The following is a 20,153-nucleotide window of genomic DNA, read 5'->3' as shown; positions in this document are numbered from 1 at the left end:
GGGCGTACTCGGGTGAGGCGACAACGCGGCGAGGTGCAGTGCCGGGCGTCGCGGACCCGAGCTGATCCAAACGACACCCCCTATGTCCGCGCGCCCTACGGGGCCCGGTGGCCCTGGTCGTACGGGTACTGCGGCGCCTGCCGGTAGTCCTGCTGCGGGTCGTACGGCTGCTGCTGCGGGTAGGCCCCACCCTGGCCGTAGGGCTGCTGGCCGGGCTGCTGGCCGTAGGGCTGCTGGCCGTAAGGGTGCTGACCGTGTCCCTGGGAGTAGCCCTGGTCCGATCCGTAGGGCGGCTGGTGCTGCTGCGGGTAGGCCTGCGTCTGGTCGCCGTACCCCTGCTGGTCGCCGTACGCGCCGTGGTCGCCGTACCCCTGGTGGCCGCCGTACGCCTGGTCCTGGTGGGCCGGCGGGACGGGGCGCAGCCGGGTCGTGGCGTCGTCCATGACGGGCGGCGCGGACCGGGCGTGCTGCTGGGCGGGCGGGACCGGGCGCTCGGGCTCCTGGGCCGGGTTCTTCCTGGCCTTGGAGCGGGCCCGCAGGAACTCGATGGCGATCGGGACGACCGACACGAGGACGATCAGGATCAGGATCGCCTCGATGTTCTTGTGGACGAAGTCGATGTTGCCCAGCCAGGAGCCGAGCAGGGTGACACCCGCGCCCCACAGGACGCCGCCGATGATGTTGAAGGTGATGAAGGAGCGGTACTTCATGCCGCTGACGCCGGCGATGATCGGCGTGAACGTGCGCACGATGGGCACGAAGCGGGCCAGGACAAGGGACTTGGGCCCGTACTTCTCGAAGAACTCGTGGGCCTTGACCACGTTCTCCTGCTTGAAGAGGCGGGAGTCGGGCCGGTTGAACAGCGAGGGCCCCACCTTCTTGCCGAACACGTAACCCGCCTGGTCGCCGAGGATCGCGGCGAGGCAGATCAGCGCGATCGCGGCCCACAGCGGGAAGTCCAGCGTGCCCGAGGTGATCAGCAGGCCGCAGGTGAACAGCAGCGAGTCGCCCGGCAGGAAGAAGCCGATGAGCAGGCCGGACTCGGCGAAGACGATGAGCAGCAGACCCCAGATGCCGAAGTTGTCCAGGAGCGTGTTCGGATCCAGCCAGCTTGGACCGAGGGCAAGCGTCGTCACGGTTCCGGGCTCCTGAGGGGTGAAGGTGGGTGCGGCGGTCCTGTTCGGCCGACCAAAGCTATCAACGCAATGTGTCCGCGCCAGGTTCCACCAGTGACTCCAGGATGCACTGTGCGTCGACTGGGACAAAGCTGTGAGCCATGGGCATCGATGAATACGGCGGCGGCCAGGGACCCCAGTCCGACGTCCTGGTCGTGACGACGAACGACGTACCCGGTTACCGCGTCGAGCAGGTCATCGGCGAGGTCTTCGGTCTCACCGTGCGCTCCCGTCACCTGGGCAGCCAGATCGGCGCGGGTCTGAAGTCGATGATCGGCGGCGAGCTCAAGGGACTCACCAAGACCCTCGTGGAGACCCGCAACCAGGCCATGGAGCGGCTCGTCGCGCAGGCACGCATGCGGGGCGCCAACGGTGTGCTGATGTTCCGCTTCGACGTCACCGAGGCGGCGGACGCGGGCACGGAGGTGTGCGCCTACGGGACGGCGGTGGTCCTGGCCAAGCGGTAGCGCACACCGGTGGGGGCGTCCGCCCGGGCGGACGCCCCCACCGTCAGGACTCCTCGGGACGGCGTGCGGCGTTCGCCGTGATCGCGTCCCTCAGGTGCTCGGCGAGGCCCGGCCGCATGGCGTCGTAGAACGCCTTGAAGCGCTCGTCGGAGACGTACATCTCGCCGAGGCACCCGTGCATCTCGTACGAGCACGGGTAGAACCAGCGGCAGATGTGCTGCCGGTGCTCCTCGGCCAGGTCCATGGCCGCCTCGCCGGCCGGCGGTTCACCGGCGGCCATCAGGGCGTCGTAGCGCTCGCCCCAGGACGCCACCTCGTCCTGCATGCGCCGCCAGTCGTCCTTGGTGTAGCGGGCGGCCCTGCGCTGCGACTCGGCGTACTGCTCGGTGCCGCCCCAGCGCTGCTCCGCCTCCTCCGCGTACTGCTCCGGATCCTTGTCCCCGAAGACCTCGAACCTCTCCTCGGGCGTGAGGTTGATCCCCATACTGCGTGCCTCCATGGCGTGCTCCACGGCCGCCGCCATCTTCTGCAGCTTCTCGATCCGGGCGGTCAGCAGTTCGTGCTGCCGGCGCAGGTGTGCGCGCGGGTCCGCGTCCGGGTCGTCGAGCAGGGCGGCGACCTCGTCGAGCGGGAAGCCGAGCTCCCGGTAGAACAGGATCTGCTGGAGCCGGTCGAGGTCCTCGTCGCCGTAGCGGCGGTGCCCCGCGTGACTGCGCTCACCGGCCACCAGCAGCCCGATCTCGTCGTAGTGGTGCAGTGTGCGCACGGTGACCCCGGTGAAACCGGCGACCTGGCCCACTGAGTAGCTCACTTCCGCTCCTTTCTCGGTACGCACTTCACGATGAGCCCTCACGTGACGTGAGGTGCAAGTCCGTGGGAGCGCGGGGCCACGGGCCCGGGATTCCGGGGCGACGGCGGCAAACTTTCGGGATGTTATGTCCGTTTGGCCCGCTTAGGGTGATCGCGTGACCCACGAAGCGGCCCCGACGGCACCGGCCACCACCCCGGCGACGCCCGCGCGGACGCTGCTGCCGATGGTCGTCCCGGCCGTGCTCGTCGGCGTGGGCGCGAGCCTCCTCCTGCTGGGCGTGAGCAGCGTCGCCGAACAGCTCCAGGACGTGCTGTGGCAGGACCTTCCGGACGCGCTGGGCATCGGCGGCTACTCCTCGCTCTGGATGATCGTCATGCTCACCGTGACGGGTGTGCTGGTCGGTCTGGTCGTGTGGAAGGCCCCGGGACACGCGGGTCCCGACCCGGCCACCCTGGGACTCACCGCGGTCCCGATGCAGCCGTTCATCCTGCCGGGTCTGCTGGTGGCGACGGCCCTGATGCTGGCGGGCGGCCCGAGCCTGGGCCCGGAGAACCCGATCATCGCCGCCAACGTGGCGCTCGCGGTCTGGCTCGGCCACCGATTCCGGCCCGCGCTGCCCGGGGTCCTGTGGCCGGCGCTGGCGGAGTCGGCGACGCTCGGCGCCCTGTTCGGCACGCCCGTGGCGGCGGCGCTGGTCATCTCCGAGGCGCTGGCCGGACGGCCGATGAGGGGGCGGCTGTGGGACAACCTGTTCGCTCCGCTGGCCGCCGCGGCGGTCGGCGCGGCGACCATCGACCTGATCCACCATCCGGCGTTCGACCTGCAACTGCCCCCGATCGGCTCACCGCACGGGGGCGATCTGCTGGCCGCGCTGGTGATCGCCCCCGCCGCCGCCGTGCTCGGCATGACCGTCGTGTACGCCTTCCCGTACGTCCACCGCGCCTTCGCCCGGCTGCGGCACCCGATGGTGTGCCTCCCGGCCGGCGGACTCGTCCTCGGCCTGCTCGGCGCGCTGGGCGGCCATCTGACGCTGTTCAAGGGCCTGGACGAGGTCGGCGAGCTGGCCCGGGACCCGGACGGCTGGTCGGCGGGTCAGTTCGCCCTGATGACGGTGGTGAAACTGGCCGCGCTGCTCGTCGCGGCGTCCTGCGGGTTCCGCGGCGGACGGATCTTCCCGGCTGTCTTCATCGGTACGGCCTTCGGTCTGTGTGCCCACGCGCTCGTGCCCTCCGTCCACCCCGCGGTGGGCGTGTCGGCGGGAGTGCTGGGCATCCTCCTGGCCATCACCCGGCAGGGCTGGGTGAGCCTGTTCACGGCCGCCGTCCTGGTGGCCTCGCCCACGATCATCACCCTGCTGTGCATCGCCTCCCTTCCCGCCTGGCTGCTGGTGACCGGCCGGCCGCAGATGCAGCTGCACGACGACGGGACCTCGATCCGTTAGGAGATCTCATGCCGCTCCACAAAGGCAGCCGGAAGACCGCCGGGCACCCGAGGTCCGTCAACCCGTTCTACGGAGAGACGAATCCCGTCAGCGGGATGACCGAGGCGCCGCCCACCCACCGGCTCCCGGACAGCCCGCTGCCGCCGACGACGGCGTATCAGCTGGTGCACGACGAACTCATGCTGGACGGGAACTCGCGGCTGAACCTCGCCACCTTCGTGACCACCTGGATGGAACCGCAGGCCGGCATCCTGATGGGCGAGTGCCGGGACAAGAACATGATCGACAAGGACGAGTACCCGCGCACCGCCGAACTGGAGCGGCGCTGCGTGGCGATGCTCGCCGACCTGTGGAACGCCCCGGACCCCTCCGCCGCGGTGGGCTGTTCGACCACCGGGTCCAGCGAGGCGTGCATGCTCGCCGGGATGGCGCTGAAGAGGCGCTGGGCGATGCGCAACGCGGACCGCTACCCCGCGAAGGACGTGCGCCCGAACCTGGTGATGGGCGTCAACGTCCAGGTCTGCTGGGAGAAGTTCTGCAACTTCTGGGAGGTCGAGGCGCGTCAGGTGCCCATGGAGGGCGACCGGTTCCATCTCGACCCGAAGGCGGCGGCCGAGCTGTGCGACGAGAACACCATCGGCGTCGTGGGCATCCTCGGATCGACCTTCGACGGGTCGTACGAGCCGATCGCCGAGCTGTGCGCCGCGCTCGACGAGCTCCAGGAGCGCACGGGCGTGGACGTCCCCGTCCATGTGGACGGCGCGTCCGGGGCGATGATCGCGCCCTTCGTGGACGAGGACCTGGTCTGGGACTTCCGGCTGCCGCGGGTCTCCTCGATCAACACCTCGGGGCACAAGTACGGCCTGGTCTACCCGGGTGTCGGCTGGGCGCTGTGGCGGTCGGCGGCCGAGCTCCCCGAGGAGCTCGTCTTCCGGGTCAACTACCTGGGCGGCGACATGCCGACCTTCGCACTCAACTTCTCCCGCCCCGGGGCCCAGGTCGTGGCCCAGTACTACACGTTCCTGCGCCTGGGCCGGGAGGGATACCGGGCCGTGCAGCAGACGACCCGGGACGTGGCCATGGGCCTCGCCCGGCGCGTCGAGGCACTGGGCGACTTCACCCTCCTCACCCGGGGCGACCAGCTGCCGGTCTTCGCCTTCACGACGGCACCCTCGGTGACCGCGTACGACGTCTTCGACGTGTCCCGGCGCATGCGCGAACACGGCTGGCTGCTGCCCGCGTACACCTTCCCGGAGAACCGCGAGGACCTGTCCGTGCTGCGCGTGGTCTGCCGCAACGGCTTCTCGACCGACCTCGCCGACCTCTTCGTCGAGGACCTGAAGCGTCTGCTGCCCGACCTGCGCCGCCAGCCGTACCCGCTGACCCACGACAAGGACGCGGCGACGAGCTTCCACCACTGACGGCTCCGCGCGACCGGCCGCCGCGACGACGGCGGCCGACCGCGCGGGGCCGTACGGCACCGCTGCCACACCGCACTCGGCGGCCACCCAACGATCAGCCGCGTGAACAACGCTGCGGGCCAATACGCCTAGCGGCTCAGCCGGGCGAACCTCCGTACCGCGAGCGGGAAGAACACCGCCACCAGCGCCAGTGGCCACAGGACCGCGGCCGCGACGTGCCCCGGTTCCCCGCCGGGACCGCCGAACAGATCACGGACCGCCGTCGCCGTCTGGGACATCGGGTTCCACTCGACGGCCGTGCCCAGCCAGGACGGCATCGAGCCGGGCGTGGCGAAGGCGTTGGAGAGGAAGCCGACGGGCCAGACCAGGATCTGCACCGCCTGCACCATCTCCGGCTTCCCGGCCACCATCGCGAGGTGGATGCCGATCCACAGCATGGCGAAGCGGAAGAGCAGCAGCAGGCCGACGGCACCGAGGAAGGCGCCGGGCGTGCCGTGGGCGCGCCAGCCGATGGCGTGACCGACGCCGATCAGCACGGCCAGACCGACCGCCGACTGGAGCATGTCGGCGGTGCAACGGCCCACCAGGACCGCGCCGTTGGCCATCGGCATCGCGCGGAAACGGTCGATGACGCCCTTGTTGAGGTCCTGGGTGACGGCCAGCATCGTGCCCTCCAGGCCGAAGGCCATGGTCAGCGCGAGCATGCCGGGCACCAGGAAGTCGACGTAGCTGCCCTCGACGCCCCGGCCGCCGCCGATCAGGTAGCCGAACATCAGCAGCAGCATGACGGGAAAGACCAGGAGGACGAGGACCTGGACGGGTTGCCGTGCCCAGTGGGCGAGTTCACGGCGGGTCATGGTCCAGCAGTCGCTCAGCACGTACGTGCTCACACGGTCTCCTTCGTCCGGTCGGTGCGGTCGTCGCGTGCCGTGAGGTGCAGGAACACCTCGTCCAGCGTCGGACGGCGCAGGGCGACGTCCGCGGCCTCGATGCCGGAGGCCTCCAGGGCCCGTACGACCCCGGCCAGCGCCGCCATGCGGTCGGCGACCGGGGCGCTCAGGAGACGGCGGTCTGCGTCCACGGTGATGTCCGCGGCCGGCAGCGGCAACAGGGCGACGGCGGCGCCCAGTTGGCCGGCGTCTCGCAGCACGACGTCGATGCGGTCGCCGCCGGTCAGCGTCTTCAGCTCGTCGGCCGTGCCGTCGGCGACGACCCGGCCCTGATCGACGACCGAGATGCGGTCGGCGAGCTGGTCCGCCTCCTCCAGGTACTGCGTGGTGAGCAGGACCGTCGTGCCGCCGCCGACCAGGGAGCGGACGGACGCCCACACCTCGGCGCGGCCGCGCGGGTCGAGGCCGGTGGTCGGCTCGTCGAGGAACAGCACCTCCGGTTCGGTGATCAGGGAGGCGGCGAGGTCGAGGCGGCGCCGCATGCCTCCGCTGTAGGCCCGGACGGAGGTGCGGCCGGTGTCGGTGAGGCCGAAGCGCTCCAGGAGCTCATCGGCGCGCACGCGGGCACGCTTGGCGCCCAGATGGTGAAGGCGGCCGAACATCTCCAGGTTCTGGCGGCCGCTCAGCTCTTCGTCCAGGGCCGCGTGCTGGCCGAGCAGGCCGATGCGGCGGCGGACCTCGCGGGCGTCGGTCACCACGTCGTGCCCGGCGACCTCGATCCGGCCGCCGTCGGGCCGCAGCAGGGTGGACAGGATGCGGACCAGGGTCGTCTTGCCCGCACCGTTGGGACCGAGCACGCCGTGCACCGTGCCGCGGGCGACGCGCAGGTCGAGCCCGTCCAGGGCGGTCCTCTCGCCGTACTTCTTGTGTGCTCCTTCGACGCCGATCGCCGTGTCGGCCACGGGCACTCCCCCATCTCTTCGATTAGTCAAACTTGACTACTTGCTCGAAGGTAACGCGCGCCTCCGCATTGGTCAAACTTGATTAGCGGCCGTCGTCCGGGTGCCGCTCATCCGTCGCGTACGGGTTCTCCTCCCCCTCGGCGAGGACGCCGACGAACGGCTCGCCCTCGCGGGAGAAGGTGTAGGCACCGCGCTCGATGCGCTCGATGAGACCCCGGGTCCACGCCTCGTCCGAGTCGGCCGTGTGGACCCACAGGTTCATGATCTCGCCGATGTGGCCGAGCTGCTCGGGACCGTCCTCGGGGATGTAGTGCTCGGTGACGGCCGCCCGCCACACCTCGATCCGCCGGATCCGCTCCTTCAGCAGGGCCACCGCCTCGTCGCGGGGCAGGTCGACGAGGAACCCGATGGCCGCCGACTGGATGTCCATCTTCTGGTCGTAGGACACCAAGGAGTCCCGCAGCAGCCGGAGGAACTCCTCGGTGCCCGCGTCGGTGATCTCGTACTCCGTGCGCGGCGGCCCGCCGGCGGTGGACGGGGCGATCTCGTGCGCGTGCAGCAGTCCCTGCTTCGCCATCTGCTTGAGCGCGTGGTAGATCGAGCCGGGCTTGGCGTTGGACCACTCGTGCGCGCCCCAGTACTCGAGGTCGTTGCGCACCTGGTAGCCGTGGGCCCGCCCGTGCTGGCGGACCGCGCCGAGCACGAGGAGACGGATCGCTGACATGCGGTCCAGCGTAGGACCCTTGTCACCGGCCTCAGGATGTGCCCTGCCCACCCCGTTCAAGGGCCACCAGCTCGAAGGCGGTCCTGCCGTCCAGGGACTCGCGGATGATGTCGGCGTGGCCGGCGTGCCGGGCCGTCTCCCGGATCAGGTGGAGTGCCAGCCAGCGCATCGAGACCCGGCCCTCCGGCGGGAACCAGGGCTCGTCCGGGAGTGCGAAGGTGTCGTCGAGACTGGGCACCGAACGGAGGCACTCCTCCGTCTGCGCGGCGACCTTCTCCCAGTACGCGAGCTGGGACGCCACGGTCTCGCCGTCGCCGAGCGCGAAACACTCGTGCCAGTTGGACGCGTCGCGCCGGACGGCCGGCTCCTCGCCCCGGGCACGGGCGATCCAGCTCTGCTCGACCTCGGCGACGTGCTTCAGCAGACCGGACAGGGAGAGCTCGCTGGCGCTGGGGCGGGAGGCCGCCTGCTCCTCGGACAGCCCCAGCAGCGCCCGCCGGATACCGCCGCGCTGCTCCTCCAGGAAGGACAGCAGGGCCCCCCGCTCGTCCCCGCGCGTCTCCGCTCCCACGTGAGTCACCATGACCGGCCGCCTTCCATCGGGTCCTCTTGCCTGACACCGATGACGCTACGGACCCTTGCGGACAGTTACGGTCCGCAAGGGCGCGGCGTGCGTGGAAATCCCTCGACGTCGCGAGCGGGAGTCCGGAAGATCCCGCGGGCCACCGGAGGATCCCGGAAGGCCCCGCGGGCTGCCGGAGGGGCTCAGAAGGGGAAGAAGCTCCGTCCGTGCTGCACCGAGATCCACTTCTGCGTGGTGAACGCGTCGACGGTCGTCTCGCCGTTCAGCCGGCCGATGCCGGAGTGCTTCTCGCCGCCGAAGGGGACCAGCGGCTCGTCGTGCACGGTGCCGTCGTTGACGTGGAACATGCCGGTCTCGATCTGCTTGGCGAAGTTCACGCCGCGCTCGACGTCACCGGTGTGGACGGCGCCGCTCAGCCCGTACGGGGTGTCGTTGACGACGCGGATCGCGTCGTCCTCGCCGTCGAAGGGCACGAGGAAGACGACCGGGCCGAAGATCTCCTGCCGCAGCAGGGAGGAGCCGGCGGGGACGTCGGTGAGGACGGACGGCTCGACCAGGTTGTCGGTCGTCGTGCCGTGCACGAGGGCGGTGGCACCCTCCGCTATCGCCTGCTCGACGGCGCCCGATATCGCGTCCGCCTGCGAGGAGTTGATCACCGGGCCGATGATCGTCTGCGGGTCGCTCGGGTCGCCCGTCTTCAGCGACCTGACCTTGGCGACGAACTTCTCGGTGAACTCGGCCTCGATGGAGCGGTCCACGAGGACACGGTTGGCGGCCATGCAGACCTGGCCCTGGTGGACGTACCGGCTGAAGACCGCCGCGTCGACCGCGTAGTCGATGTCGGCGTCGTCGAGCACCACCAGGGCGCTGTTGCCGCCGAGTTCGAGGACGGAGCGCTTGAAGTGCGAGGCGCACACGGTGGCGACGTGCCGGCCGACCTTGTCGGAACCGGTGAAGGAGATGACCTTCGGGACCGGGTGCTCGATGAAGGCGTCGCCGATCTCGGCGATGTCGGTGATGACCACGTTCAGCAGGCCGCCGGGCAGGCCGGCGTCCTCGAAGATCTTGGCGACCAGGGAACCGCCGACGATCGGGGTGTTCTGGTGGGGCTTCAGCACCACGCCGTTGCCCAGCGCCAGCGCCGGGGCGACCGACTTCAGCGAGAGCAGGAAGGGGAAGTTGAAGGGGCTGATGACGCCGACGACGCCGACCGGGACGCGGTAGAGACGATTCTCCTTGCCGTCGATCGGCGAGGGGATGATCTTGCCCTCGGGGCGCAGCGACAGCTGGATCGACTCGCGCAGGAACTCCTTGGCGAGGTGGATCTCGAAGCCGGCCTTGAGGTGGGTGCCGCCGAGCTCCGCGATGATCACCTCGGTGATCTCCGCCTCACGCTCCTCGATGATGCGCAGGGCCTTCTCGAAGACCGCGCGGCGGGCGTAGGCGTTGGTCGTGCCCCATTCCTTCTGGGCGCGCTCGGCCGCGCGGTACGCCTGATCGACCTCGTCCGTGGTGGCTATGGTGATCGACGCCAGCTTCTCGCCGTCGTACGGGTTGAAGTCGATGATGTCCCAGGAGCCGGTGCCCGGCCGCCAGGCGCCGTCGATGTACTGCTGGGCCAGGTCGGTGAAGTAGGACGACATGAGCTCCCTCAATCCCTGCGCTGCCGAGGCAGACATCCGATCAACGCCTGATCGCACGTCATCGTACTTGTGTTTCAAGGGAGTTGGAGAAGACCTGGACAGAGTCCGTGCGGACCCGCCGGACGAGGGCGCGCGGGCGCACCGGCCGCGTCGGCCGGTGCGTCAGGACAGCTGGAGCAGCCCCCGCAGCAGGTCGCGGCTCTCCGCCGGGCCCGGGCTGTCCGTCTGCAGCTGCTTGAGCGCGCCCTCGTACTGGCCGACGTCCTCGCGTTTGTCCAGGTAGAGCGCGCTGGTGAGCTGTTCCAGGTACACGACGTCGGACAGGTCCGACTCCGGGAAGCTGAGGACGGTGAAGGAGCCGCTCTCGCCGGAGTGGCCGCCGAAGCTGAACGGCATGACCTGGAGCCGCACGTTGGGGCGCTCCGAGACGTCGATCAGATGCTGGAGCTGTCCGCGCATCACCTCGCGGTCGCCGTAGGGGCGGCGCAGTGCGGCCTCGTCGAGGACGATGTGGAACTCGGGGGCGTTCTCGGAGACGAGATACTTCTGGCGTTCCAGACGCAGGGCCACGCGCCGGTCGATGTCGGCGGCGGAGGCGCCCTTCATGCCCCGCGCGACGACCGCGTGCGCGTACGCCTCGGTCTGCAACAGGCCGTGCACGAACTGCACTTCGTACGAGCGGATGAGGTGCGCCGCGCCTTCGAGGCCGACGTAGGTCGGGAACCAGCTGGGCAGGACGTCGGAGTAGCTGTGCCACCAGCCGGCGACATTGGCCTCCTTGGCGAGCGACACGAGGGAGGTGCGCTCCATCTCGTCCGTGATGCCGTAGAGCGTCAGCAGGTCCTCGACGTCACGCGTCTTGAAGCTCACCCGTCCCAACTCCATGCGGCTGATCTTCGATTCGGAGGCACGGATCGAATAACCGGCCGCTTCCCTGGTGATTCCACGCGCCTCACGCAGGCGCCGAAGATGTGACCCCAGCAGCATGCGCCGCACCACCGAGCCGCTCGACTCACCAGCGCTCACGTTCGTCCGCCTCCCCAACCGTCTCCAAGGGCCGAAGTCTGCCACTAAAACACTTCAAGCAGTACTCGTTCGGTTACGGAAACGGAAAGTAGCCAAAGGAGCCGCGCAGAAAGGGATCAGCAGAGCGCCAACAAGAGGGAAGAAGGTGGCAGAAGAAATGAGCAACAACTGGTTAATGGAGGTCTAATTCGGGCGCGTGCACGTGCATCTGCCCTTGCATCTGCTGTACGCATTCGGAACCATGGTCCCCGCGCCACCGCTGCATCGCAACGACCGCGAACACCCGGGAGTGCCTCGCATGGGGACGAATGGATCGACCATGCTCGAACCCTTACGGCAGGGACTTCCGCCACTCGACCCCGCGGCCGTGTCCAGCGCCGCCTCCTGCGCCCTGCCCGCCCGCTTCGAAGCGGTGCGCGAGGCACGGCAGTTCACCCGCAGAACGCTCGACCAGTGGGACATAGGCGACCGCTTCGACGACGTCTGCCTGGTGGTCTCCGAGCTCGTCACCAACGCGCTGCGGCATGCGCTGCCCGCGGACACACCGCGCAACGACGAGCAGGGGCCGCCCGTGCGGCTGCACTTGATGCGGTGGACCGCCCGCCTGGTGTGCGCGGTGCGCGACCCCAGTCACGACAGCCCGGTCGCGGGCGACTCGGACGACTTCTCGGCGGAGTCGGGCCGTGGCCTCTTCCTGGTCGACTCCTTCGCCGACAGCTGGGGCTGGCACCCGCTCGCGGGCACCCTCAGCGGCAAGGTCGTGTGGGCACTGTTCCGGCTGCCGCAGCCGGGCGCGGCCGCACCCCCCGCGGAATGACGAACCGCGGCGCTCTTCGGCGCCGCGGTTCTACGCGCGTTACGCACCGTTGAACGGAGCTCGCGCTCGGTGCTCCTGTCGGGCGTCCGGCATCAGCCGGCGATCAGGTGGTCGAACTCGCCGTCCTTGATGCCCAGCAGCATCGCCTCGATCTCGGCGCGGGTGTAGACGAGCGCGGGCCCCTCCGGGAACCGCGAGTTCCGCACGGCCACGTCGCCTCCGGGCAGCCTCGCGAACTCCACGCAGGAGCCCTGCGAGTTGCTGTGCCGGCTCTTCTGCCAGGCCACCCCGTTCAGCTCCGTCGCCGCCATGCCGTTGTACACGTCATCCACGTCGTACACGTCGTGGTCCACAGGTCGCTCCCCGGTCGTGCAGTGGCTGAGGTGGCCATTGATGCAGTCGTCAACTGACCCGGATCATAGCTCTGTTCATGTGCAGATGCATGGGCAGATGCACGTGCACGCGGGGTACTCCTGCGGTTACAGCTTTTACCGGCGCTTGACTACCGGCTGTCGCCCACTTGACTACGGCCTGCGCATTCTCGGGTCACTCCCGGTCCAGCGCCTGCCCCAGAGATCGCAGGACATGCGACCTCCAGCCCCCGTCCATGATCTTCCGCGCCATCATCTGTGCGGGATCGTCCGGATCGAATCCCTCGTGCACTAGGAACAGACGCGTACCGCGGCCTTCCTGTTCCAGTGTCCAAGTAATGGTCCACTCCGCGGAATTGGCCGGATCCCGATCAGCCCACCGGACGCTCAGCATCCGCTCCGACTCGAAGGCGAGAACGCGCACGTCAACCGTGCCGGAGAAGTTCGTGCTGGGGCGCGGCACCGACGTCAGCGCGTACTGGTGACCGACCTCCAGCCGGAAGAACTCCGACCCCTGCATCTGCCACTGCACGAGCAGTTCGGGGTCGGTGAGGGCGCGCCAGACCTTGGCGGGCGGGTGCGGGAAGAACTGGTCGACGCGAATGGTCGTCAGGTCGTCATCGGGAACGGGGTTCATGACTCCGCATCGTCGGGCATGCGGTCCAGCAGAGCGCCGAGGCCCTTGAGCCTGTCGCGCCAGAACCGCTCGTACGGATGGAGCCAGTCCTGCACCTCGGCGAGCGGGGTCGCCTCCAGGCGGTAGATGCGCTGCCGGCCCGCGCGCTCCTCGGACACCAGTCCGGCCTCCCGGAGCACCTTGAGGTGCTCCGAGAGGCTCGGCCGTCGCATGTCGAAATGGTCGGCCAGGGCCTGGACGGGCTGGGGCCCGCCGTCCCGCAGCAGGCGCAGCACCTCACGGCGGGTGGCGTTGGCGAGCGCGGCGAACACGCGGTCCTCGCTCGCCTCGCGAGCCCCGGTCACCGTCATGGCGCGATCAGCTGCCTTCCTTCTCCATGGCCTTCTCCGTGAGAAGCATCAGACCGTTGCCGTCCGGGTCACGGAACGAGGCCATGCGGCCCCAAGGAAGGTCGTCGGGACCCTCCACCGCGACGCCCGCGGCTGCGAGCCGCGCACAGTCGGCGTCGACGTCGGTCGTGACCAACATGATCCCCCGGGCCTCACCGGGGACGAAACCGCCCATGCCCGGGCCCGAGAGCGTGAAGACGGTCTGCGCCCCCTCGGGCGCGACCTGGAGCCAGCGGCCGGGGGGCATCTGCAGGTCGGCGGTGACCTTGAAGCCGAGTACGTCCGTGTAGAAGCGCAGGGCGCGGTCCTGGTCGGCGACGGGGAGGGTGACGAAGGAGGCGTGCGTGATGTTCATGCGGCCACCATAGGTAGGGAATTCCCTACGCGTCAACCGTAGGGAATTCCCTACCCGTCCCTGTGGTCCTCGGCGGAACAAGTCCGTGAGCAAGCCCACGGCGGACGCCTCCCTGAAGCGCACACGTCCGCCTGGTAGCTTGCTGCGGTCTTTCAGGCGACCCGGCATCATCACCACCCTTGGGGGCTCCAGTGATCACGGCGACCTTCCCGCACCGCCCGGCCCGTACCGCGGTCGCGGCCGTCGGAGTGGCGGCCGCGCTCCTGCTCACCGGCTGCAGCAGTGACGGCGACGACTCCGGGGACAAGTCCACCGGCCCGAGCGCGTCCCCGACCGATTCGGCCGCCGCCGGCGGCGGCACCGGCGGCACCTCGGGCTCCAAGACCGACCTCGACGGCAGCTGGCTGACGACCACGAACGGCAAGGCCGTCGTGCTGATGATCAACGGCAAGCAGGCCGGCCTGTTCGCGACCGGCGGCACCGTGTGCAGCGGCACCGCGGCCGACGAGGCGGACATGCAGATGATCCGGCTCAAGTGCACCGACGGCAGCAAGGACCGCGCCGTCGGCATGGTCGACTCCGTCAGCGGCAAGTCGCTCCGGATCACCTGGCAGGGCGGCCTCGGCAAGGAGACGTACACCAAGAGCCAGGGCGGGGAACTGCCGACGGGACTGCCCACCGCGAGCCTCGGGTCCTGAACCCGTGACCGCCGGCCGGACCCGGCCCCGGCCGGCCGGCGAGTCGCCCCGGCACATGCCCCGTCGCGCCCGCACAGCGACCAGCGGTTCGAGCCGCTTCCGCTCTACCGTCAGGCCCGGGCGCGCGGTGCCCTCCGGCGCCCGGAGCCGGCTCATTCCGCTAGCGTAAGAGGCAGATCACGGACATTCCCGGCGCCAGGTCGGATCGGGCGACGGGGGCGCGCGACGCGAGGACGCACGCCTGAGTGATGATCCATGGACAGCGTCACGCACCCCGGGCCCGGCCCTTGCCACCGCCCCGGGCCCCGGGCCCGTCACCGGGCCACGACCCCAGAGGACCCTCATGCGCGCCATCCCCCTCGCCGCCGCCCTCACCGGCATCACCGCAGCACTCGCCCTGACCGCCTGCGGCGGTGGCGACGGTGGTGGCGACACGAACGCCAAGAGCGACGAGAGCGGCAAGAGCTCCGCGTGCTCGCTCCAGCAGGTGGGCGTCGACGTCGGCCCGGCCAACGCGGCCCCGGCCGCGGGCGACACCGGCAACATCCCGGTCACCGTCACCAACACCGGCTCCGGCGCGTGCACGCTGGACGGCTTCCCGGGCGTCGACCTGCGGGCCGGCGGGACCTCCTGGACCCTCGCCCCGGAGGAGGGTGCGAAGACGCAGAAGGTGACCCTCCACCAGGACGAGGCGGCGAGCTTCACCCTCACCTACGTGCGCGGCGAGGCCGGTTCGGGCGCCGCCGTGCGGACCCTGCGGATCAGCCTCCCCGGCCACACCGGGGACAAGGAGTGGAAGTGGACGTACGGCGACGTCGCCGAGAAGTCCGCGGACAAGCTGGACGCCACGGTGAGCACCTTCAGGACGGCGGGCGACTGAGAACGCCGTCGACCACCCGTTGACGGGGCCCGCGGCTCAGGGCAGCCGCCGGCGGTCCTGGACCTGGGCCCGGTCCGCCGCCGCGGCTCCCTCGTGCCAGCCGGCGGCGTCGTCGACCCCGCGCAGCCGGGTGGTCACCGTCCGGGGGAACATCCGGTCCGCGTGGTCCGCGACCGCCACGTCGCGGGCCGCCAGCACCGGCAGCAAGTCCCCTTCCGCGGCCGTCACCTGGCCTTCGGCGGCGGATGCGAGGCGGTCGCCGATCCGGTGCGCGTAGGCGGCGAGGAAGGACTGCCGGAAGGTCTTCGTACGCTTGCGGCCCCCGGCCCGCTGCGCGGCCTCGGCCTTCGTCATCGCCGCCGTCGCCTGCACCAGCAGCGAGGTGTACAGCAGCTCGACCGCCTCCAGGTCGGGTTCGAAGCCGACGACCGTCGAGAAGCAGAAGGCCTCGTTCCACACGGCGCGGCAGCGGTTCGCCCCGGCCACCGCGTCCAGCAGGACCGCCTTGGCCGTCTCGTACGGCGGCTCGACGCCGATACGGCAGGCGCCGGGCGCGTCCTTTGCGTGCGTGCGGGCCGCGAGCAGCGCCTCGTCGATGCTGTGCCGCGCCATCAGCTCCTGCGCCTTGGCGCTCAGCGCCTCGGCCTCCTCCGGGAACCCGGTCGCCTCGGCCTTCGCGAGCAGGGCACGGATGCGGGTGAGCATCCGGGAGTCCCCGGTGCCGGCAGCGGCCGGGCTCTGCCGGGGCACCTCCAGGGGCTCGATGGCGGGCAGACGCAGCAGCAGCCGGTACAGCTCCAGTACGGCGGTGGCGTACGAGAAGCGGTCGGCGCGGGGAGGCCGGGGCTCGGCCTTGAGCTCTTCGAGCTGTACCGTCCAGCGCGCGCCCCGGGGCTCATGGCTCTCGCCGAGGATCAGCGCCGCGGTCAGCTGCACGTGCACGGGAGCCAGCTCGCGGCGTACGACGCGTACGACGTCGGCGGGCTGCCAGCCGCGCCGCCAGGCCGCGGCGACGAACTCCTCGCCGCGGCGGGTGAGTTCGGGGTCGGCCGCCGGGTCCGCCGCGAGCAGCGAGGCGCCGGTGTCGAGGACCGCGTCGGTGTCGGCGTAGAGCGCGGCCTCGAAGGCGCGCTCCACGGTGCCGGGGCGGGGTCCGCTGCTGCTCATGCCCCGATCGTGTCACGCCCTGTCCTCGCCCCCTCCGCCCCTACCCGACCCAAACCCCCAGGGGCTCCGCCCCCGGACCCCCGTTCGGCCTGGACGGCCTCGTCCTCAAACGCCGGACGGGCTGGAAGGTGGCTCTCTGCCCTCAAGGCGGGACGGGGCGGGACGAGACCGGACGGGGGCAGGACGGGGGCGGGACGAGGCCGGACGGGGGCCGGACGAGGCCGGGACGAGGCCGGGACGGGGGCGGGACGGGGGCGGGACGAGGCCGGGACGGGGGCGGGACGAGGCCGGGACGGGGGCGGGACGGGGGCGGGACGGGGGCGGGTGTGAGTGGGTGGGCGGGAGCTACCGGAGGGCGGACCCCAGCCCCACTCACACCCACACTCGCCCCCTCACCGCAGGGGCCGTACCCCGGACGCACCCGCAGTCGCCCTGTCACAGAAGGGGCCGTGCCGGTGCATCACATGCCCGTTGCGGACGGCAACACGACCCCACCGCACTGAACCACCGGACCACACGACGGCTGCAACGGGCGGATCACCGGCACGGACCCGACCCACCCACCGAACCGAAGGCTCACCCCACCCACCGGACCGGCACCGACCCACCGGACCGGAGGCGACCCACCCACCGGACCACAGGCGGCGAAACGGCCCGACAGCCAGCCCCGGAGGTATGCCTGGCACTACCCCCACCACACCCCCTGGTGGTCGTGTCCGCGCGCCTCACGGACGGTTCGCTGGAGGCATGGACACCACAGCCAGGCACACCACCACGGCGGCACCCGTCGTGCGCATCCGTTCGCTGCGCCGCCACTACGGCACCGTCGCCGCCCTCGACGGTGTCGACCTCGACTTCGCCGCCGGGACCTTCACCGCCGTGATGGGGCCCTCCGGCTCCGGCAAGTCGACCCTGTTGCAGTGCGCCGCCGGACTCGACCGTCCGACGTCGGGGACGGTGGCCGTCGACGGGGTCGGGCTCGCCGGACTGAGCGAGCGGCGGCTGACCCTGCTCAGGCGGGAGCGGATCGGGTTCGTGTTCCAGTCCTTCAACCTGCTGCCGTCCCTGACGGCAGCACAGAACGTCGCCCTCCCGCTGCGGCTGGCGGGCCGACGCCCCCCACGCACGGCGGTGCGCGAGGCGCTCGCCCGCGTCGGCCTCGCCGATCGCGCCGGGCACCGGCCGTCCGAGCTGTCCGGCGGCCAGCAGCAGCGGGTCGCCCTCGCGCGGGCGCTGGTCACCCGCCCCGCGGTGCTGTTCGGCGACGAGCCGACCGGCGCCCTGGACACCGTCACCAGCCGCGAGGTGCTGGCGCTGCTACGGGAACTGGTGGACCGGGAGGGCCGGACCACGGTCATGGTCACGCACGACCCGGTGGCCGCCTCGTACGCGGACCGTGTGGTGTTCCTCGTCGACGGGCGGGTGAGCGGGGAGCTGAGGTCGCCCTCGGCCGAGGAGGTGGCCGCGCGGATGGCGGGGCTGGAGAAGGCGCCGTGCTGAACCTCGCCTCGCTGCGTACGCGCTGGTCCTCGGTGCTCGGAGCCTTCGTCGCCGTCGCACTGGGGGTCGCCGTGACGACCGCGACGATGCTGGGTCTGGCCGCCGCGTCGGACCCGCCCGCGCGCCCGCCCGCCCGGTTCGCGTCCGCACCGGTCGTGGTGCTGGGCCAGGACACCCTGACCGTGCCGGTGCGGCGGGGCCCGGCCACCGCTTCCGTGTCGGCGAGGCTCGCGCATCCACACCCTGTGGACAACGAACTGGTGCGCGAGCTGCGGCGGCTCGGCCGGGTGCGTACGGACGGCGCGCCGCGGAGCGCCGCCGGCGTCGGCGCGGTCGGCGTGGACGCACCCGCCGCCGCCGTGCGACGACTCGTCGGCGACCGCGCCACCGTCCTGACCGGTGACGGCCGGCGCCGCGCCGACCCCGCCACCGCCCGCGACGCCGAGGCGCTGGTCGCGGTCGACTCCCTGCTGGGCACAGCGGCGGGGGTGGCGGCCTTCGTCTCGGTCTTCGTGACGGCGTCCACGTTCGCGTTCGTCGTGGCGCTGCGGCGGCGGGAGTTCGGACTGCTGCGGATGGCCGGGGCGACGTCCGGCCACGTGCGCCGGACCGTGCTGGCGGAGGCGGTCGTCGTGGGGCTGGCGGCCTCGGCACTGGGCTGCGCCGTGGGGGGCCGAGGGGCACCGGCACTCGTCCGGGCGCTGGTGGACGGCGGGATGGCACCGCCGTGGTTCACGCTGCGCGGCGGGGCGGCCTGGCCGTACGAAGCCGCCTTCTGCACCGGGGTCCTGGTGGCCGTCGCGGGCGCGTGGGCGGCCGCGCGCCGGGCGGGGCGGACCGGCCCGGCGGAGGCCCTGCGCGAGGCCTCGGTGGACACGGCGGTGATGCCGTTGTCGCGGCGGATCGCCGGAGGCGTCCTCCTCGCGGCGGGCATCGGCCTGTCGGTCTGGACGCTGTACACGGACCCCGCCGCCCTGCTGAAGCGCAAGACCTACGTCACGCAGCCGATGCTGCTCGTCACGGCCGTGGCGGCGCTGGCGCCGGTGCTGGTCCGTCCGGTCGTACGACTGCTCCCGCCGGGGCTGCTGCCCGGCGCGGCGGGCCTCCTCGTCCGCGAGAACGCGTCCGCGTCGGTGCGGCGCACGGCCGCCGTGGCGGCACCCGTACTGGTGACGGTCGCGCTGGCGGGCTCCCTGCTCGGGTCGGCGGCGACGGTGACCGGGGCGAAGGCGACGGAGGCGCGGGAACGGACCCGGGCCCAGTTCGTCGTCACCGGCGAGGACCTGGGCCACCGCCCGACCGCGGTGGAGGCGGCGGCGAAGACCGCCGGGGCGACCGTGTCCGGTTCCGCGCCCACGGCCGTGTACGTGCGGGAGGAGGGCACCGCCCTCGTACGGTCCGAGGCGCGGGCGGTGAGCGACGTGGCCGCGTTCGCCGCGGTGACGCGACCGCCGGTGGTGGCGGGCGACCTGCGCGACCTCGACGACCGCTCCGTCGTGGTGAACGAGGAGTGGGAACGGCACGAGGTGGGCTCCTGGGTGAGCCTCTGGCTCGGCGACGGACGGCCCGCACGCCTGCGGATCGCGGCCGTGCTGGCGCGCGGCACCGGGGACAACGGGGCGTACGTGACGACGGCGAACGCCCCCGGTGCCACCGTCGACCGCCTCGACGTGCGGGTGGCGTCCGGCGTGGACGGGGCGCGCGCCGCGGCGGCGGTGCGGGACGCGGCCGGCGGCGGCACGGTGCGCTCGGCGTCGGCCTGGCTCGCCGCCACCCGGCCGCACGCCGGCCCGCAGACCCGGCTCGGCCTGCTGGTGGTCCTCGGCCTGGCGCTCGCCCACGCCGCGATCGCGCTCGCCGCGACGACGCTCATGGCGACCTCCGCGCGCGGCACGGAACTCCGTTCGCTGCGGCTGGCCGGCGCCACCCGGGCGCAGGTCCTGCGGGCGCTCGCGGGCGAGACGGTGGCCGGGGTGGGCGTGGGCGCCCTGCTCGGTGCCGCCGTCGCCGCCACGAACCTGGGCCTCCTGGCGGCGGCACTGGGCCGGCTGTCGGCACCGGCGGCGGTGCACGTGCCGTGGGGGCTCCTGGCCGGGTGCGCGGGGGTGTGTCTGCTGGTGGCCCTCACGGGGACGGCACTCGCCTGTGCCCGCAGGCCGGACCTCGCCCGTCCCGCGGGGTGAAAATGGTTCGACG

The 20,153-nt window shown here is 71.6% G+C and carries 21 protein-coding genes; 8 read left to right on the top strand and 13 right to left on the bottom strand.

The window, feature by feature from the left end; genetic code table 11:
• Window positions 1-95: 95 nt before the first annotated feature.
• Window positions 96-1,136, bottom strand: a complete 1,041-nt coding sequence (locus ACSYGO_RS25865; RefSeq protein WP_460387785.1) for a DedA family protein — start codon at window positions 1,134-1,136, stop codon at window positions 96-98.
• Window positions 1,137-1,276: 140 nt separating this feature from the next.
• Between ACSYGO_RS25865 and ACSYGO_RS25860 the strand changes: the two genes are divergently transcribed.
• Window positions 1,277-1,642 (top strand): YbjQ family protein, encoded by a 366-nt coding sequence (locus ACSYGO_RS25860; RefSeq protein WP_095935710.1) that lies wholly within the window; start codon window positions 1,277-1,279, stop codon window positions 1,640-1,642.
• Between the two features lie 43 nt (window positions 1,643-1,685).
• On the opposite strand, the gene ACSYGO_RS25855 is transcribed toward ACSYGO_RS25860, so the two are convergent.
• On the bottom strand, window positions 1,686-2,453 hold the full coding sequence (locus tag ACSYGO_RS25855) for a MerR family transcriptional regulator (protein WP_426679893.1): 768 nt from the start codon (window positions 2,451-2,453) through the stop codon (window positions 1,686-1,688).
• Window positions 2,454-2,607: 154 nt separating this feature from the next.
• Here ACSYGO_RS25855 and ACSYGO_RS25850 point away from each other — a divergent pair, with 154 nt between their 5' ends.
• Window positions 2,608-3,894 carry an ion channel protein gene (locus tag ACSYGO_RS25850; protein ID WP_426679892.1) on the top strand — a complete coding sequence of 429 codons (1,287 nt, stop codon included), beginning with the start codon at window positions 2,608-2,610 and terminating at the stop codon, window positions 3,892-3,894.
• A gap of 8 nt (window positions 3,895-3,902) precedes the next feature.
• Window positions 3,903-5,315 carry a glutamate decarboxylase gene (locus ACSYGO_RS25845; protein ID WP_426679891.1) on the top strand — a complete coding sequence of 471 codons (1,413 nt, stop codon included), beginning with the start codon at window positions 3,903-3,905 and terminating at the stop codon, window positions 5,313-5,315.
• A 128-nt stretch (window positions 5,316-5,443) separates the two neighbouring features.
• Here the strand turns inward: ACSYGO_RS25845 and ACSYGO_RS25840 are convergent, their stop codons facing one another.
• The 6 genes from ACSYGO_RS25840 to ACSYGO_RS25815 form a co-directional block, all read right to left on the bottom strand.
• Window positions 5,444-6,205: an ABC transporter permease gene (locus ACSYGO_RS25840; RefSeq protein WP_432175052.1), complete on the bottom strand. Its 762-nt coding sequence runs from the start codon at window positions 6,203-6,205 to the stop codon at window positions 5,444-5,446.
• Entirely contained in the window at window positions 6,202-7,167 is a 966-nt protein-coding gene (locus ACSYGO_RS25835; RefSeq protein WP_460387782.1) for an ATP-binding cassette domain-containing protein, read from the bottom strand. Before ACSYGO_RS25835 ends, ACSYGO_RS25840 begins: the two co-directional genes overlap by 4 nt.
• Window positions 7,168-7,249: 82 nt before the next feature.
• Entirely contained in the window at window positions 7,250-7,891 is a 642-nt protein-coding gene (locus ACSYGO_RS25830) for a PadR family transcriptional regulator (protein WP_460387780.1), read from the bottom strand.
• 31 nt (window positions 7,892-7,922) lie between these two features.
• Window positions 7,923-8,474 carry a DinB family protein gene (locus ACSYGO_RS25825; RefSeq protein WP_460387779.1) on the bottom strand — a complete coding sequence of 184 codons (552 nt, stop codon included), beginning with the start codon at window positions 8,472-8,474 and terminating at the stop codon, window positions 7,923-7,925.
• A gap of 182 nt (window positions 8,475-8,656) precedes the next feature.
• Window positions 8,657-10,117: an aldehyde dehydrogenase family protein gene (locus ACSYGO_RS25820; RefSeq protein WP_426679886.1), complete on the bottom strand. Its 1,461-nt coding sequence runs from the start codon at window positions 10,115-10,117 to the stop codon at window positions 8,657-8,659.
• Between the two features lie 162 nt (window positions 10,118-10,279).
• A complete protein-coding gene (locus tag ACSYGO_RS25815; RefSeq protein WP_426679945.1) occupies window positions 10,280-11,104 on the bottom strand; it encodes a helix-turn-helix domain-containing protein in 825 nt (274 codons plus the stop codon).
• 337 nt (window positions 11,105-11,441) lie between these two features.
• Here ACSYGO_RS25815 and ACSYGO_RS25810 point away from each other — a divergent pair, with 337 nt between their 5' ends.
• Window positions 11,442-11,960, top strand: coding sequence for an ATP-binding protein (locus ACSYGO_RS25810; protein ID WP_432175051.1), 519 nt, complete (start codon window positions 11,442-11,444; stop codon window positions 11,958-11,960).
• A 92-nt stretch (window positions 11,961-12,052) separates the two neighbouring features.
• On the opposite strand, the gene ACSYGO_RS25805 is transcribed toward ACSYGO_RS25810, so the two are convergent.
• The 4 genes from ACSYGO_RS25805 to ACSYGO_RS25790 all read right to left on the bottom strand — a co-directional run bounded on the left by ACSYGO_RS25805 (window position 12,053) and on the right by ACSYGO_RS25790 (window position 13,712).
• The gene (locus ACSYGO_RS25805; protein ID WP_095935699.1) at window positions 12,053-12,313 is read right to left on the bottom strand and encodes a DUF397 domain-containing protein; all 261 of its coding nucleotides are present in this window, start codon (window positions 12,311-12,313) and stop codon (window positions 12,053-12,055) included.
• A gap of 193 nt (window positions 12,314-12,506) precedes the next feature.
• Complete coding sequence (locus ACSYGO_RS25800) at window positions 12,507-12,968, bottom strand: SRPBCC family protein (protein WP_426679884.1); 462 nt, start codon at window positions 12,966-12,968, stop codon at window positions 12,507-12,509.
• The gene (locus tag ACSYGO_RS25795; RefSeq protein ID WP_426679883.1) at window positions 12,965-13,318 is read right to left on the bottom strand and encodes a metalloregulator ArsR/SmtB family transcription factor; all 354 of its coding nucleotides are present in this window, start codon (window positions 13,316-13,318) and stop codon (window positions 12,965-12,967) included. The genes ACSYGO_RS25800 and ACSYGO_RS25795 overlap by 4 nt, the downstream gene beginning before the upstream one ends.
• A gap of 7 nt (window positions 13,319-13,325) precedes the next feature.
• A complete protein-coding gene (locus tag ACSYGO_RS25790; protein WP_426679882.1) occupies window positions 13,326-13,712 on the bottom strand; it encodes a VOC family protein in 387 nt (128 codons plus the stop codon).
• A 179-nt stretch (window positions 13,713-13,891) separates the two neighbouring features.
• Here ACSYGO_RS25790 and ACSYGO_RS25785 point away from each other — a divergent pair, with 179 nt between their 5' ends.
• On the top strand, window positions 13,892-14,410 hold the full coding sequence (locus ACSYGO_RS25785; RefSeq protein WP_426679881.1) for a hypothetical protein: 519 nt from the start codon (window positions 13,892-13,894) through the stop codon (window positions 14,408-14,410).
• A 343-nt stretch (window positions 14,411-14,753) separates the two neighbouring features.
• Complete coding sequence (locus tag ACSYGO_RS25780) at window positions 14,754-15,290, top strand: DUF4232 domain-containing protein (protein ID WP_426679880.1); 537 nt, start codon at window positions 14,754-14,756, stop codon at window positions 15,288-15,290.
• 36 nt (window positions 15,291-15,326) lie between these two features.
• Here the strand turns inward: ACSYGO_RS25780 and ACSYGO_RS25775 are convergent, their stop codons facing one another.
• Entirely contained in the window at window positions 15,327-16,457 is a 1,131-nt protein-coding gene (locus ACSYGO_RS25775) for a DUF2786 domain-containing protein (RefSeq protein WP_460387775.1), read from the bottom strand.
• Between the two features lie 747 nt (window positions 16,458-17,204).
• Here ACSYGO_RS25775 and ACSYGO_RS25770 point away from each other — a divergent pair.
• Together ACSYGO_RS25770 and ACSYGO_RS25765 are read left to right on the top strand one after the other, a co-directional pair.
• A complete protein-coding gene (locus tag ACSYGO_RS25770; RefSeq protein ID WP_432190148.1) occupies window positions 17,205-17,957 on the top strand; it encodes an ABC transporter ATP-binding protein in 753 nt (250 codons plus the stop codon).
• Window positions 17,951-20,140 (top strand): FtsX-like permease family protein, encoded by a 2,190-nt coding sequence (locus tag ACSYGO_RS25765; RefSeq protein WP_460387774.1) that lies wholly within the window; start codon window positions 17,951-17,953, stop codon window positions 20,138-20,140. Before ACSYGO_RS25770 ends, ACSYGO_RS25765 begins: the two co-directional genes overlap by 7 nt.
• Window positions 20,141-20,153: the final 13 nt, after the last annotated feature.

This window comes from Streptomyces krungchingensis, from assembly GCF_054729265.1.
The sequence above is the reverse complement of the archived record's forward strand: the minus strand, read 5'-3'. Positions and strand labels throughout refer to the sequence as shown.

Coding starts and splice junctions, on each gene's coding strand:
- ACSYGO_RS25860 (WP_095935710.1), top strand. CDS start 1,277: ATGGGCATCGATGAATACGGCGGCGGCCAGGGACCCCAGTCCGACGTC.
- ACSYGO_RS25845 (WP_426679891.1), top strand. CDS start 3,903: ATGCCGCTCCACAAAGGCAGCCGGAAGACCGCCGGGCACCCGAGGTCC.
- ACSYGO_RS25830 (WP_460387780.1), bottom strand. CDS start 7,891: ATGTCAGCGATCCGTCTCCTCGTGCTCGGCGCGGTCCGCCAGCACGGG.
- ACSYGO_RS25825 (WP_460387779.1), bottom strand. CDS start 8,474: ATGGTGACTCACGTGGGAGCGGAGACGCGCGGGGACGAGCGGGGGGCC.
- ACSYGO_RS25820 (WP_426679886.1), bottom strand. CDS start 10,117: ATGTCGTCCTACTTCACCGACCTGGCCCAGCAGTACATCGACGGCGCC.
- ACSYGO_RS25815 (WP_426679945.1), bottom strand. CDS start 11,104: ATGCTGCTGGGGTCACATCTTCGGCGCCTGCGTGAGGCGCGTGGAATC.
- ACSYGO_RS25810 (WP_432175051.1), top strand. CDS start 11,442: ATGGGGACGAATGGATCGACCATGCTCGAACCCTTACGGCAGGGACTT.
- ACSYGO_RS25800 (WP_426679884.1), bottom strand. CDS start 12,968: ATGAACCCCGTTCCCGATGACGACCTGACGACCATTCGCGTCGACCAG.
- ACSYGO_RS25795 (WP_426679883.1), bottom strand. CDS start 13,318: ATGACGGTGACCGGGGCTCGCGAGGCGAGCGAGGACCGCGTGTTCGCC.
- ACSYGO_RS25790 (WP_426679882.1), bottom strand. CDS start 13,712: ATGAACATCACGCACGCCTCCTTCGTCACCCTCCCCGTCGCCGACCAG.
- ACSYGO_RS25780 (WP_426679880.1), top strand. CDS start 14,754: ATGCGCGCCATCCCCCTCGCCGCCGCCCTCACCGGCATCACCGCAGCA.
- ACSYGO_RS25775 (WP_460387775.1), bottom strand. CDS start 16,457: ATGAGCAGCAGCGGACCCCGCCCCGGCACCGTGGAGCGCGCCTTCGAG.
- ACSYGO_RS25770 (WP_432190148.1), top strand. CDS start 17,205: ATGGACACCACAGCCAGGCACACCACCACGGCGGCACCCGTCGTGCGC.